Genomic DNA, 15,706 nt, shown 5'->3' on the forward strand with positions numbered 1-15,706 from the left:
TCAAATTGCTCTAATATTTAAATGTTTAAACAAAATATCGATACACTTCTTAACCAAATACCGACTAAACTACGCACTAAATATATAGCAATTCTGAAAACTAAAAAAAATCCAGATGTTGAGATTATTGCTGAGTTGGAGGCTTTGGTTGCATCGACTAATCAGCAAACTTTACCTAAGGTAACCTATCCAGACTTACCTGTTAGTGACAAAGTTGAGCAGATAAAAAACCTTATCAAAGAAAATCAGGTAATAATAGTAGCAGGTGAGACAGGTTCGGGTAAGTCAACACAGCTGCCTAAAATATGTCTAGAGCTTGGTTTGGGCAAGCGTGGTTTGATAGGACAAACTCAACCTAGGAGGCTTGCTGCTAGAGCTATAGCTGCTAGAGTTGCTGCAGAAATTGGTGATCAGTCAAAAGTTGCCTATAAAATTCGCTTTACTGATCAGACATCTGAAAATACTTTGATAAAAGTAATGACAGATGGTGTGCTCTTGTCAGAGATAAAAAACGATAGATTTTTGTCTCAATATGAAGCTATTATCATTGATGAGGCTCATGAGCGCAGTTTAAATGTCGACTTCTTACTTGGGTATATAAAGAAAATTTTAACTTTTAGACCTGATCTTAAGGTTATTATAACTTCTGCAACTATCGATTACCACAAGTTTATAAGATTCTTTAATAATGCTAAAGTTATTACAATCAGTGGTAGAACTTATCCGGTAGAAATCCGCTATCAAAATGATGAGGATTTTGCAGAGTTCTCACTGCAGGAAAGAATTCTATATGCTATTGATGAACTTGGTAGAGGTGATATTTTAGTTTTTCTACCAACAGAAAGAGATATTCATGAAACTTTAGCATATCTAAATAAACAAGATCTTAGGTTTACCGAAGTTTTATCTTTATTCTCTAGGCTATCAAATAAGGATCAAAACAAAATTTTTAATCCTGATGGTTCTACACGCAGAATTATTTTAGCGACAAATGTTGCTGAGACTTCTTTGACTGTGCCGCGCATAAAGTATGTTATAGATTCGGGCTTAGCTAGGGTGAGTAGGTATAGTTATCGTACCAAGGTGCAACGCTTACCAATAGAAAAAATCTCGCAAGCCAGTGCTAACCAAAGGGCAGGACGTTGTGGTAGGTTATCAGCAGGTATTTGTGTGCGACTATATAGTCAAGAAGATTTTAATAATCGTAAAGAGTATACAGAGCCGGAAATTTTGCGTACTAACTTAGCTGCTGTAATTTTACAGATGTTATTTTTAAAGTTAGGTAATATCCAAGATTTTCCTTTTATAGATCCTCCAGATTCGAGATTTATCAAAGATGGCTTTAAATTGTTATTTGAGCTACAAGCAATATCTGACTTAAATTATTCAAAAGCAAAAATCACTGCTGATGGTATGAAAATGGCTGCAATGCCTTTAGATCCAAAATTGGCAAAAATAGTTATCGAAGGCCATAGACAGAAATGTCTCAGGGAGATAGTCTCGATTGTGAGTTTTTTGAGTATTCAAGACCCGCGTGAACGACCACTAAACTTTCAGCAAAAAGCAGGTGAGAAGCATGCAATAGATAAGCATAATTCATCGGATTTTGTTGCTATTCTAAACTTAGCAAATAGGTTAAATACAGATCTCAAAGATTTATCAAATCGAGAAAAGAAAGAATATTTTAGCAAGAATTTTATTTCACCGATTAGGTTTAATGAGTGGAATGATATTTATAGGCAGATTGTTGAGGTCGTTCATGGGTTTGGCTGGAAGCTTAATAATACCTACGTCATTCCCGGCCACGATCGGGAATCTCTTGGTAAGTATGATAATCAAAGTGGTGAGATCCTGAATCAAGTTCAGGATAATAGACAGGTTTTATCAAATGGTGCAAACACTAAAATGACCAGTCATTCCGTATTTGATACGGAATCTTTTGAGTATAAGGATGTTAGTCAGAATAGTGAGATCCTGCACTTCGACAAGAGGTTGCTGAGCGAAGTCGAAGTACTCAGTGAGCGAGTTCAGGATGACAGCTTATCTTTGTTAAATTACGAAAATCTCCACAAAGCTATAGCAAGTGGTTTTTTAAGTAATATTGGTTATAACTATGAAAATGTTGAATATCTAGGCGCTAGAGGACTTAAGTTTTTCATCTTTCCAGGGTCTTCGCAGTTCAAAAGTAAGCCAAAATGGCTAATAGCATCAGAAATTGTCGAGACAACCAAGATTTATGCGCGCAATGTTGCAAGGATTGAACCTGAATGGGTGGAGAGCTTGGCGGGGCATCTTATTAAAAAGCAATATGATGAGCCTATTTGGAGCAAAAAACGCAGAGCTGTAATCATAAATGAAAGAGTGACACTCTATGGTTTAGAGATAGTTTCAAAAAGGTTGGTGCAATATTCAAAAATAAATCCTCAAGATGCACGCGAGATTTTTATCCGTGAGGCTTTAGTTAATGGTGATTTTGATTCTAAGGCATATTTTTATCAGCAAAATCTTAAGCTTATAAACCAAGTTGAAGAGCTTGAAAACAAGTCGCGTAGAAGAGATATCTTGGTTGGTGAAGAGGTAATGTTTGAGCATTATGCTAGTTTTATACCTCAAGGTGTCTATGATGGTGTGACTTTCGAAAAATGGTCAAAGACTCTCTCGAAAGAGCAACAACAAAGTTTTGTTTTTGATATAAAAGCGCTGATGCAACATGATGCTGAAAATATCACACAGCAGAAATTTCCTGGTACTTTAAGTATTAGCGATATCCATTTACCATTAGAATATCATTTTGACCCATTAGATGAGCGAGATGGTGCAACTGTTACGGTACCTATTATTTTTCTTAATGATATCAATCCTACAGTACTAGAGTGGGGTGTGTATGGTTTTTTATATGATAAGATTATCGCGCTACTAAGAGCATTACCAAAAAATATCCGTAAGAATTGTGTCCCTGTGCCAACTTATGCTCAGACTATATTTGAGTCAATAAATTTTGAAGTAGATAGGTATAAGCCGCTAAAGTCTGTTATTGCAAAACATATTACAAGAATTGTTGGTTTTGTTGTTGATGAAACTATTTGGCATAATCAAGAGTTTGAAAAATACTTAGTGTTAAATATAAAAGTTGTTGATGAACAGGGTAAAATCTTAGCAATAGATAAAGATATATACAAGCTAAAACAAAAGCTTAAAAACCTAGTGCAAAAACCTAAGCAAGTAATAGATAATAAGGTTTATTATGATTGGGAATTTGGTGATATTACACCAATAGGTCAGACAAAAAATTATGGTATAAATGTAAAGGTATATAATTGTCTTGAAGAGTATCAAGATGGCGTGAGAATTTCTTATAAAGCGACTCCTGATGAGGCTGCTATTTGTATGCAGAATGCTTTGAAAAAAATAGTCAAATTGCGTCTGCAAGGTCATTTATTGAAAAGTATTAAAAACAATGATTTAACAAGTCTATCAATGTCATTAAAATTTAATGATTCAAAAGATAGTGTTATTGATAAAGCTATTGATTTGAGTTTTTTTAATATTAAAAAGCAAGCTAATAACGTTGTCATTCCGGACTCCGATCCGGAATCTTTTGATTCTGATGATAATACTAAAAATAGTAATGAGATCCTGAATCAAGTTCAAGATGACAGGAGGGGGGATGTATTTGGCTTACCATATACAAAACAAGCATTTGAAGCGTTTTATAATAGGGGGCTAGAGAGCTTCACAACTAATAAAACTAAAGTCGAGTTATTATTTACAGAGATTGTCAAAGCAAAAGAGCAGCTTGATAAGAAGCTTAATGTTAAGAAAATAGCTGTTAATTTTATCGAACTTTTTACAGCTGTCAGAAATGAACTAAATGAGCTTTTTGCTGACAATTATTTATCTCAACCTATGCCTTACTTACAGCGGTATAAGTATTATATTCAAGCTTTAGAAAATCGATTAGATAAAGCTAAATTAAACTTGCAAAGAGATAGAACTTACCAAATAGAAGTTGATGAGCTTAAAGCTAAGCTAGAGAAAAAGATTGTTGCTAAACATTTTACTAGTAATAGTGTAGATGTAACCAAGATTAGCTTTCTGATAAAGGAGTTGTGGGTATCTTGGTATTTGCAAAATGTAAAAACTAGTGAATCAGTTTCAGCTAAGAAAATCTTAGTTTATATTAATGAAATATAGGTTCTGTGCACAAAAAATGTAAATTAGATTGAAAATAGCTAAACTGCTGTTATTTAAGAGTTGAAAAGCATTAAATATCAAAGGTTTAGCAAATGAATTATCATATAAAAGAAGTATATTGGTCAAGTATTTTATCATTCTTAAAATCACAAAAAGGTGTACATACCAACAATCAAGAGAAATTAAGGTTATTTATTGAAGCAGTATTCTATGTATTGCGTACAGGCTGCCAATGGAGAATGTTACCATTTTATTATGGCAAATATAGATCGATACATAAGCGTTTCAAAGATTGGTGTGATAAAGGTATATTTTCTAAGCTATTTAAATCAGTCCAGGATCCTGATTTGCAAGAAGTTATGCTTGATTCAACAATAGCAAGGGCACATGCTTGTGCTACAGGATATGATAAAAATGATAATCAAGCTATTGGTAGATCAGTTGGAGGAGTAACCACCAAGATTCATGCTATGACTGATGCTTTAGGTAATCCAATCGAAATACTATTATCAGAAGGTAAAACACATGATAGCAAACCAGCAATAGACCTTTTGCAAAATATATATAAAAAAAACAAAGGTTATAGCTGATAGAGCATATCACTCTAATGAAATCAGAGAACATATAGAAAGTAAATCATCCCAGGCGGTTATACCTTATAAATCAAATACAATAAATCCAATAGACTTTGATAAGCAAATATATAAAGAAAGACATTTAATAGAAAATTTCTTTTCTAAAATTAAGCATTTTAGAAGAGTTTTCTCTAGGTTCGATAAAACCATATCTGCATATCTAGGAATGATTAAACTGGCTTGTACTTTTATTTGGTTACGATAAAAAATTATTTTTGTGCACACAACCTAGTTAAGGACATAATATTTTGCTATAATCCTACCTACTAGTGTTTTTTGTAAAATCTAATAAATGTCTTTCCGTGATAATAGAACGCTAAATCTTTTAGTAATAATAGTCTTGACTATTGTTACGGTAAATTGGACTTTCTATATTTTCAAACAGGATGTTAATTTACATTTTTTACTTGCTGTGATGCTGCTGAGATGTTTGTCATCTTTTTTGCTGCTTAGGGACTATATGGCAAGCTGGCGCAAGTCGACACAAAAGACTTTCCTACGCAAGGTTTTTATCAATTTGCCAGTATTCGTATTATTGGCTGTTGTTTTCTATGGCAAGCTTAGATTTTCACTGATATTTTCTGAATTTTTATTTTATGTTTTCCTGATAAACTTAAGTGTCTACTTTTATTGGTACCTAATCAATAGAAGAACCATGCATAAAAGCAAAACTGCAGTTATCTATGGTGCAGGTGCTGCTGGAACAAAAATAGCTCAAGAGCTTGCTTCAGCTGGTTATCGCATCAAATGTTTTGTTGACGATGATGAAATTTTACAACGAAGAAGTATTGATGGTAAAAAAGTTCTATCTAATGCTGAGTTAAGAAAGCTGCTGCTTTCTACAAGGTTTGATCTTTTGGTTATTGCACTACCAAGAAATGCTAATCAAGTAGTCAAAAAGATATATAAAGAATTAGAGAAAGATTTTGGTCAAATTAGAATTATGCCGCCTCTTGAAGAGATACTTCAAGATGAAAGCTTTATGTCGCAGCTTAAGCAAGTTTCGGTTTATGATCTTTTAGCACGTGATTCTAAGAGTTTAGACAAAGAGTCTATTTCTAACTTTATTAAAGGCAAAGTGGTCTTAGTCACAGGGGCCGGAGGGAGTATAGGTTCTGAAATAGTGCGTCAATGTATCAAATACCAGGCTAAAGAGCTGATATTGGTTGATCATAGTGAGTTTAACCTATATAAGATTACTGAAGAGTGTAATTGTTTTAATATTAAGAGTGTGCTATGTTCTGTTTGTGATAGAAAGGCATTGGCTGAAGTTTTTCAAAAATATTTACCAAATATAGTTTTTCATGCCGCTGCTTATAAGCATGTTCCGTTGGTTGAAGAGAATATTTCTATTGCAATTAGAAATAATATCTTAGGTACTAAAAATGCTATAGATCTAGCTATAGAAGCCGGTGTTGAGTCATTTATCCTAATTTCTACTGATAAAGCAGTACGCCCAACTAATGTGATGGGAGCTACCAAGCGAATTTGTGAGTTGTATTTACAAAATGTTGCGCCAAAAAATACTAAGCTTGCTGCAGTGCGTTTTGGTAATGTGCTTGGTAGTAGTGGTAGTGTGATTCCAAAATTTGAAGAGCAAATTAGAAATGGTGATCCTGTCACCGTAACCCACCCAGAGATTACGCGCTATTTTATGTTGATACCGGAGGCTTGTGAACTAGTGCTACAAGCGGGAGCTATTGCAGAAAATTCTGAAGTTTTTGTCTTAGATATGGGGCAACCTATCAAAATACTTGATCTTGCTAAGCAATTTATCAAGCTCTCTGGTAGAGATGATATTGCTATCGAGATAATTGGCCTGCGCCCAGGTGAAAAACTTTACGAAGAGCTTTTGATAGATGAAAATGATATTAGTACTAATTATAAAGACATCTTCATCGGCAAAAGGACATTTTATGATATTAATATTCTAAATCAAGATATTGAATTATTGATGAAAGATGATGTTGATCAGCTTAGAATATTAAAGAAAATTGTTCCTGAGTTTGAACATAGGTTGAATGGGTAATAGTTTTATGTTTTACAAATTTTTTAAAAGATTGCTTGATATTTTACTTTCTTTTATTGGGCTGGTGTTATTAAGCCCGTTTTTTTTAGTTATCATTTTTATGATAAAGAAAGATTCAAAAGGACCTATATTTTTTAAGCAAAAGCGCTATGGTAAAGATAAGCAGTTTTTTTATATATATAAGTTTAGAACTATGTATATTGATACTCCAAAAGATATGCCAACACACTTATTACAGGACCCATCTAAATGTATAACTAAGGTTGGAGCATTTTTAAGGAAAACATCTCTAGATGAACTACCGCAAATCATAAATATTTTAAAGGGTGAAATGAGCATTGTTGGGCCAAGACCAGCCTTGTGGAATCAAGATGATTTGATTTCTGAGCGTGATAAATATGGGGCAAATGATGTGCCTGTGGGTCTGACAGGTTGGGCGCAAATTAACGGTCGTGATGAACTACCAATTCCTGATAAAGCTAAGCTTGATGGTGATTATCTTAAAAATAAAAGTACATGGTTTGATTTAAAATGTATTTTTTTGACAGTATTTTCTGTTTTTGCGAAAAAAGGTGTGGTTGAAGGTGGTACAGGTTCTCTAGGTAATAAAGAGGATTTATAATAATTGATAATTTTAAATGTTGAATTTTGAGTGAGAAGATTGCATGAAAGAAAATAATGTGATTATAGAAAAAACTCTTTTTATTATAGCTGGAGCAAATGGAAGTGGTAAAACAACTTTTGCATTAAGCAGATGATGAAGTATTAGATGAGGAATGTTTTAATCTATTTATAAAGGATTTATGATGAGTGAATTAGCAAAAAATATTTTGAAAGTAGCTTCAAAAGCAGTAAGAGCTGCACAGAAAGAAAGTTTAAATAATGGTGCGGCAAATGTGTATAGTAAAACGGTCAGATATATTTTCAATTGCCAAATGGAACCATAACGCAAGAGATACCAGAAGAATATAATGTTGAAAACTTATCTATCCTGAGACAATGATGTTAGGTGGTAAGCAAATAAAAAATAAACCTATAGTACAAGATCAGAATATAACGATTATAAAAGATGAACTATGAATTAAACATTATTAAGCGGTGTATGGTTTATGTTATAATTTCTAACATAATCATAAATAGCTAAGTGAGGTCAATCATGAGAGCAATTGAATTTGAAGCAGATGTGAAACAAAATTCAATAACAATACCCAGTCTCTATGATTCTTTAAATTTAAAACACGTTAAGGTAATTATTTTAACGCCTGATGAGAATGATGAAAAAAAGAAATATGATTTCTCTGATGTTGCTGGTAAATTATCTTGGAGAGGTGATGTTGTGAGTGAACAAAGAAAGTTAAGAGATGAGTGGAAATAGATATTTTTTAGATACTAATGCAATCATTCAGCTCTTGCAGGGAAATGAAGATCTTATCAAGTTATTAACTCATGCTGATTATATTGCTGTTTCAATAATTAGTAAGATTGAGTTTTTATCTTTTACAAAACTGTCTTCTAATGATAAGAAATTGTTCGAGAAATTTTTAAATAAAGTTACCGTATACGATCTTGTTGCAGATGATTATGAGTTAATACAAAAAATTGTAAACTTTAGGCAGAAAAAAGCTTTAAAGTTACCAGATGCTATTATCGCCGCTAAATCCAATTTATGCGAATGTATTTTAGTTACAGCAGATAGAAAATTAGCCTCTGCTCTAAGAGATGTTTACGAATTTAGCGTTATCAATTGTTCTCATTCTTAGATACGGGGTACGTCATATGATTTATGAGCTTGATTATCCATCTAAGTATAATAATGAGAAACTTAATAAGAAATATTTAAAATGAAAAAGAAAATTCTAATCACTGGTATAAATAGTTACGTTGGAAACTCGTTTTCTGAGTTTTGTAAGGATAACTTTGATATTGATAAAATATCATTACGTGATGTTTCTTTGGTAAACATAGATTTGAATGGTTATGATGCTATTTTGCATGTGGCAGGAATCGCCCATACTTCAAAAGAACCTAAACTAAAAGAAAAATACTATAAGATAAATACACAACTAACTTATGATCTAGCAAAGAAGGCTAAAGATCAAGGTGTTCGACAGTTTGTGTTTTTAAGTAGTATTATAGTTTATGGTGATAGTGCGCCGATAGGTCAGCAAAAAGTTATAACTAAAGATACCGAGCCTAAACCAGACGACTTTTATGGAGATAGTAAGTTACAAGCTGAAATTAAGCTAAATACATTGATTAGTGATGGCTTTAATATTGCTATAATTAGACCTCCCATGGTATATGGCAACGGATCTAAAGGCAATTATCCAAAGCTGCTAAAACTTGCAAAGTATGCTTTTATTTTTCCTAATATTAATAACCAAAGAAGTGTTATATCGATAGATAATTTATCTAAAGAGATTGCAGAAATAATTTTACAAACTAAATATGGGATTTTTCTACCTCAAGATAGTGAATATTTTAATACATCAAAATTTATTAAAGATTATAGGAAAAATGTTTTGGCTAAGAACACTTATCTAACGGTGATATTTAACCCAATTATTAGAGTGCTTGCTAAAAAAGTAGATTTTGTTAATAAAGTTTTTGGGAATTTGACTTATGAGAAGTAAGTTATTATTCATAGCTAATGATTTTGATATTGTAATATATCGTTTCAGACGAGAAGTAATCGAGGCTTTTGCTGCTAAAGAGTATGAGATAATACTAGTAACACCATATTCTAACAAAGTAATAGATTTTTGTAAAAGTGTTGGTGTTGAATATATAAATATTGATATAGATAGACGAGGCAAAAATCCTTTTAAGGATTTGTTTCTTTTATTTAACTATTTCAAAATAATAAAAAAAGAAAAACCTGACTACATTTTTAGCTATACAATTAAACCAAATTTGTATGTTGGATTAGTGAATTTGTTTTTCAGAAAGAAGTTTTATCCAAATGTGACTGGCTTAGGAAGTGTTTTTGCTAATGATGGTATTATTCAGAAATTTATTATATTTTTATATAGGTTATCATTTAAAAACGCCATAAAAGTATTCTTTCAGAATAAGCAGAATAAAAAGTTATTTATAGTTAAGAAAATAATCAGTGAAGAAAAATCAATATTATTACCAGGATCTGGGGTAAATCTAGATGAAAATAAATATGTCGAGTATCCTAAGGATGAGGGAGTATTAAAATTTGTTTTTCTTGGTAGAATAATGAAAGAAAAAGGAATTTATGAATTATTAGAAGCTTTTGCTATTCTTGAGAAAAAATATAAAAATATTAGTCTTGATATTTATGGTTTTTGCGATGAAAATAATGTTAATTTTATGCAACAAATCAATGCCATAAAATCAACAAACTTTTGTGGTTTTACTGATAATACAAAAGAGAAAATAATCAATGCTCATGCAGTTGTTTTACCATCATACCATGAGGGGATGTCAAATGTAATGCTAGAAGCAGCTGCGATAGGTAGACCAATAATTGCATCAGATATTCCTGGATGTAGAGAAGTTTTTGATGATGGTATCTCAGGGTTATCATGTAAGCCTAATGATGTGACATCCTTATATGAATCATTAGAACAGTTTATAAATATGTCGTATGATGATAAAATAGCCATGAGTGTTAAAGCTAGAGCTAAGATAGAAAAAGATTTTGATAGAAGTATTGTTGTTAAAGCATATCTACAGCAATTATAATAAGGGTTTTAATTATGAATTTATATGATGATATAGTCGCTAAAAGAGAAAAGGTTTCATTGGTTGGCTTGGGCTATGTTGGTTTACCAATAGCTATTGCGTTTGCTAAAAAAATAGATGTGTTAGGATTTGATATCTGTGAAGCAAAAGTGCAACAGTATAAGGATGGTTTTGATCCAACAAAAGAAGTAGGAGATGAGGCTGTCAGAAATACGACAATGAAGTTTAGTTGTGATGAAACAAGTCTTAAAGAGTGTAAGTTTCATATTGTTGCAGTTCCTACACCAGTTAAGGCAGATAAAACTCCTGATTTGACGCCGATTATTAAGGCAAGTGAGACGGTTGGTAGGAATCTTGTCAAAGGCGCTTATGTTGTGTTTGAATCGACTGTTTATCCTGGTGTTACAGAAGATGTTTGCGTACCAATACTTGAAAAAGAGTCTGGCTTGAAGTCTGGTGAAGATTTCAAAGTTGGTTACTCTCCCGAGAGGATAAATCCTGGGGATAAGACCCATAGATTAGAAACAATTATCAAAGTAGTATCTGGTATGGATGAAGAGTCTTTGGATACTATAGCAAAAGTTTATGAGCTAGTAGTAGAGGCTGGAGTTTACAGAACTAGTAGTATAAAAGTGGCTGAGGCTGCTAAGGTAATAGAAAACTCTCAAAGAGATGTTAATATAGCTTTTGTTAATGAGTTATCGATAATATTTAATCAGATGGGTATTGATACTCTAGAGGTTTTAGCAGCTGCTGCAACTAAATGGAATTTTTTAAACTTTAAGCCAGGCTTGGTTGGTGGGCATTGTATTGGCGTTGACCCATATTACCTAACGTACAAGGCAGCTGAGCTTGGATATCATTCTCAGGTAATACTATCTGGTCGTAGGATAAATGATGGTATGGGCAAATTTGTAGTTGAGAATTTAGTCAAAAAACTCATATCTGCAGATATACCTGTTAAGAGAGCTAGAGTGGCAATCCTTGGGTTTACTTTCAAAGAAGACTGCCCTGACACCAGGAATACTAGAGTTATAGATATGGTAAAAGAGCTCAATGAATATGGTATAGAGCCATATATTATAGATCCGGTAGCAGATAAGGAAGAGGCTAAACATGAGTATGGACTTGAATTTGATAATCTAGATAAAATGGTCAATCTAGATGCAATCATTATCGCAGTTAGTCATGAGCAATTTAAAGATATAACAAAGCAGCAGTTTGATAGTCTATATGCGCATAATTCTAGAAAGATTATCTTTGATATCAAAGGCAGTTTAGATAAATCTGAGTTTGAAAAAGATTATATTTATTGGAGGCTGTAGTTGAAATACTATAAACATATTGATGGCTTAAGAGCTTTAGCAGTATTATCTGTCATATTTGTACATCTAGATTTTTCTTTATTTAGCGGAGGTTATGTAGGTGTAGATATATTTTTTGTAATCTCTGGCTTTTTGATTACAAATATTATAATTAAAGAATTAGAGATTAACGGTAAATTTTGTTTTATAAACTTTTATACACGAAGAGCTAGAAGGATATTGCCTGCTCTATTATTTGTTTTAGGTATATCATTTGTATTGTCTTTATGGTTATTAAATTTAGCAAAATTTAAGGTTTATGGTGGCTCTTTAGCGACAGCTGCTATATCTTTATCAAATATTTTCTTTTACAAACAGGCAGGATATTTTGATATATTTTCTCAATCAAGTCCTCTACTTCATACTTGGTCTTTAGGAGTCGAAGAGCAGTTCTATATTTTTTGGCCTATTGCATTATTAATTATTTTTAAAATAAATAAGAAGATCCTTATACCATCGATAACAGTAATATTTTTATTAAGCTTAGGATGGTCTATACATAGACAAGTTACAAATTTATCGAGTTTATATTATTTAGCGCCCTTTAGGGTTTTTGAATTTTGTATTGGAGCTAGTTTAGTATGGCTATTAAAATACAAAAATGATAAAAATTTGATACTTGAAATATTATGTTTATTAGGTTTTATCTTTACTCTATATCCTATATTTGCATATAATAGTAATACTTTGTTTCCTAGTTATAATGCTTTATTACCATGTATTGGTACTGCTCTACTTATATATTCAGGCGCAGCAAAATTTGCAGGATATTTACTAAGAAACAAAATTATAGGTTTTATAGGTTTAATTAGTTATTCTCTATATTTGATTCATTGGCCGTTGATTGTTTTTGTGAAAACATACAATGAAGATATTGGCCAAGCTTTTGATTTATCCATTTTATCTAAATTTATGGTGTTGGCTAGTTCAATATTAATAGCTACGCTTATGTATTATTTTATTGAGCAACCTTTTAGAAAATCTATACCGAAGAATAAATCAAAACAAATTTGGTTATTATCAAGATGGTCGATTATGATAATATTATTTGTAGCTTTGGGATGTTCAATATTTTATAGCAATGGTTGGGTTTGGCGAGCTAAATCACCACAAGCTGTAGATAAAGTTAAAGATATATCTAAATACCATGAAGAAAACTGGGGAGGTGCTGATTTCTCAGGAGGGTTAATATACCAAGGTAAAACAAATTACCCTAATATTATAATGATGGGAGACAGTCATTTAGGAATGTTGGATACTGGTATAGTGGACGTAATTGCTAAACCAGATAAATTAACTATATTTACTGTATCTGGTGGTGGTGCTGGTCAGTATGCATCATCGCTACTTTTACCGGGAATAACCAGGATAGATGCAAACCAAGCAGTATTTGATGAAAGTGCAAGAACTGGATATAAAGAAGTGTTATCTCAACTATCAAAAAGCAAAAATAGCGTATTAATATATTCTGCAAGTTATGAATTTCAGTTAAATGTAGCTGGATATCTGAAAAATCATAAGAGTTTAAATATAAATACAAGTAAAATGTCCTCATATAAAGACTATAAGCCATTTACGGAATCTCTAGATAGGCTATTAAGCTTTATTGGTAATCGTAAACTAATTATTATCGGAGATGTTCCAGGAGCATCAAAATTTAATGTTATGAATTGTATTACTAAATTAAAGTGGTTTAACTCTGATAACTGTTTAGAATTGCAGAATGAAGATACAAATATAGCCGCAATAAATGTGAATAAGATTTTAGAAGAGTACGCATCGAAACATACAAATGTTTACTTTATAAACCCGTATAATACTTTCTGTAAAAACGGCTACTGTAAAAATTTAGACCAGGATGGTACGCCTTTTTATTCTGATGGAAGCCATTTATCTAAAACATGATCTATATATTTTATAAAAAATGTAAGAAATCAAATACTTAGGGTAATGGATAAAAAAGGAGATAGTCTCAATGGCATACAAAAATATTAATTTTTCAGGAAGTTCTATGTTTCTAGTAACTGGAGGTGCTGGATTTATCGGCTCTAATTTATGTGAGGTATTACTTGATAAGGGTTATAGAGTTAGGTGTTTAGATGATCTTTCAAATGGTCATTATCATAACGTAGAACCTTTTTTAACTAATCATAACTATGAGTTTATAAAAGGTGATATTAGAGATTTAGATACTTGCATGAAAACTTGTGAAGGTGTTGATTATGTTCTACATCAAGCTGCTTGGGGAAGTGTACCAAGAAGTATCGAGATGCCATTAGTGTATGAAGATATAAATGTCAAAGGTACTCTAAATATGCTTGAGGCGGCTAGGCAAAACAGCGTTAAAAAGTTTGTCTATGCTTCTAGTTCATCAGTGTATGGCGATGAACCAAATTTACCTAAAAAAGAAGGTAGAGAAGGAAATATTTTATCACCCTATGCGTTCACAAAGAAAGCTAATGAAGAGTGGGCGAGACTATACACAAAGTTATATGGTCTAGATACTTATGGTTTAAGATATTTTAATGTTTTTGGTAGAAGACAAGATCCAAATGGTGTATATGCAGCGGTTATACCTAAATTTATCAAACAGTTATTAAATGATGAAGCGCCAACTATAAATGGAGATGGTAAACAGTCTAGAGACTTTACATACATAGAGAATGTAATAGAAGCAAACCTTAAAGCATGTCTAGCAGATAGCAAGTATGCTGGAGAGGCTTTTAATATAGCTTATGGGGGTAGAGAATACTTGATAGACTTGTACTATAACCTTTGTGATGCTTTGGGTAAAAAAATAGAGCCAAATTTTGGTCCAGATAGAGCAGGAGATATTAAGCATAGTAATGCTGATATTTCTAAAGCTAGAGAAAAGTTAGGGTATGAGCCTGAGTTTGACTTTGAATTAGGCATAAAGCATGCTGTTGAGTGGTATAAAATAAATTTCTAGGGAATGAGAATGCATAATGTTGATGTAGCAGTATTTATGCCTATTTATAATGCTGAGGATTTTGTTGAAGAGGCTATGTTATCAGTATTAAAACAAGATGGGGTAAGCTTTATAATAATTGCTTATGATGATTGTTCATCTGATAATTCTGCAAATATAGTGGAAAATATACAAGCGAAACATAAAGATAAAATTGTTTTTTTAAAAAATAGTGAAAATGTCGGCCCTAATAATAATTTTAATAATATTCTAAATTATATTCAGGGAAACGTAAATTGTACATATATCGCTTTTTTTGCTGGTGATGATTTAATGAAACATAACAGATTATTATATCAAAAAACAATTATGGATGAGTGTCTAAATTCAGCTATATGCTTTTGCCCTGTAGAAATATTAAATAGTGGCCGAAAAGATGATAGTTTAAAAAATATTATAGGAAAGGTTTCTGATAAAGACTCTTCATATAAATATGATTATATGTTGAGAAAAGGTTTTGCCTTTGTGACTAATGGTGCTTTTTTGAGATCTAGTGAGCTTAAAAATATAAGATATAGGTATAATTTTGTATCTGATTTCCATTTTTTTATAGATATTGCTATGAAATCAAGAAAAGATATAATTTTCATAAATAATGATTTGGTTTATTATAGAAGGAGTCAAGGGAGTGTTACATCGAAATATTCTAAGAAATCATTAATGTTTGGATATATGAAATACTCTTTTCGTTTGATAAAAGATTATCCTGCATATATTTATTTTATATTAAAAAATTTATTAATTAAGTTATTAAAAAATATATAATATGTTAGGCATAAAA

The 15,706-nt window shown here is 31.8% G+C and carries 12 protein-coding genes and 1 pseudogene; all 13 read left to right on the top strand.

Annotated elements, in window-relative coordinates; all coding sequences use genetic code 11:
- Positions 1–21: 21 nt before the first annotated feature.
- The 13 genes and pseudogenes from hrpA (at position 22) to CGC45_RS01810 (ending at position 15,690) form a co-directional block, all read left to right on the top strand.
- Positions 22–4,194: an ATP-dependent RNA helicase HrpA gene (gene hrpA, locus CGC45_RS01755; RefSeq protein WP_071628685.1), complete on the top strand. Its 4,173-nt coding sequence runs from the start codon at positions 22–24 to the stop codon at positions 4,192–4,194.
- 92 nt (positions 4,195–4,286) lie between these two features.
- Positions 4,287–5,034: pseudogene (locus CGC45_RS01760) on the top strand (IS5 family transposase).
- Positions 5,035–5,121: 87 nt separating this feature from the next.
- Complete coding sequence (locus CGC45_RS01765) at positions 5,122–6,858, top strand: polysaccharide biosynthesis protein (RefSeq protein ID WP_071628686.1); 1,737 nt, start codon at positions 5,122–5,124, stop codon at positions 6,856–6,858.
- 7 nt (positions 6,859–6,865) lie between these two features.
- Complete coding sequence (locus CGC45_RS01770) at positions 6,866–7,480, top strand: sugar transferase (RefSeq protein WP_071629945.1); 615 nt, start codon at positions 6,866–6,868, stop codon at positions 7,478–7,480.
- Positions 7,481–7,664: 184 nt separating this feature from the next.
- On the top strand, positions 7,665–7,805 hold the full coding sequence (locus tag CGC45_RS08985; RefSeq protein WP_162790229.1) for a hypothetical protein: 141 nt from the start codon (positions 7,665–7,667) through the stop codon (positions 7,803–7,805).
- Between the two features lie 209 nt (positions 7,806–8,014).
- Positions 8,015–8,233: a hypothetical protein gene (locus tag CGC45_RS01775; protein ID WP_071628688.1), complete on the top strand. Its 219-nt coding sequence runs from the start codon at positions 8,015–8,017 to the stop codon at positions 8,231–8,233.
- Entirely contained in the window at positions 8,220–8,618 is a 399-nt protein-coding gene (locus CGC45_RS01780) for a type II toxin-antitoxin system VapC family toxin (RefSeq protein ID WP_071628689.1), read from the top strand. The genes CGC45_RS01775 and CGC45_RS01780 overlap by 14 nt, the downstream gene beginning before the upstream one ends.
- A gap of 81 nt (positions 8,619–8,699) precedes the next feature.
- Positions 8,700–9,491, top strand: coding sequence for an NAD-dependent epimerase/dehydratase family protein (locus CGC45_RS01785; protein ID WP_071628690.1), 792 nt, complete (start codon positions 8,700–8,702; stop codon positions 9,489–9,491).
- Complete coding sequence (locus CGC45_RS01790) at positions 9,481–10,572, top strand: glycosyltransferase family 4 protein (RefSeq protein WP_071628691.1); 1,092 nt, start codon at positions 9,481–9,483, stop codon at positions 10,570–10,572. The genes CGC45_RS01785 and CGC45_RS01790 overlap by 11 nt, the downstream gene beginning before the upstream one ends.
- Positions 10,573–10,586: 14 nt before the next feature.
- The gene (locus CGC45_RS01795) at positions 10,587–11,897 is read left to right on the top strand and encodes a nucleotide sugar dehydrogenase (protein ID WP_071628692.1); all 1,311 of its coding nucleotides are present in this window, start codon (positions 10,587–10,589) and stop codon (positions 11,895–11,897) included.
- Positions 11,898–13,841 carry an acyltransferase family protein gene (locus tag CGC45_RS01800; RefSeq protein ID WP_114702013.1) on the top strand — a complete coding sequence of 648 codons (1,944 nt, stop codon included), beginning with the start codon at positions 11,898–11,900 and terminating at the stop codon, positions 13,839–13,841.
- A 70-nt stretch (positions 13,842–13,911) separates the two neighbouring features.
- Positions 13,912–14,886 (top strand): SDR family oxidoreductase, encoded by a 975-nt coding sequence (locus tag CGC45_RS01805; RefSeq protein WP_071628694.1) that lies wholly within the window; start codon positions 13,912–13,914, stop codon positions 14,884–14,886.
- Positions 14,887–14,922: 36 nt separating this feature from the next.
- Positions 14,923–15,690 (top strand): glycosyltransferase, encoded by a 768-nt coding sequence (locus CGC45_RS01810; RefSeq protein ID WP_162790169.1) that lies wholly within the window; start codon positions 14,923–14,925, stop codon positions 15,688–15,690.
- Positions 15,691–15,706: the final 16 nt, after the last annotated feature.

The organism is Francisella opportunistica (assembly GCF_003347135.1).
Classification (GTDB): domain Bacteria; phylum Pseudomonadota; class Gammaproteobacteria; order Francisellales; family Francisellaceae; genus Francisella; species Francisella opportunistica.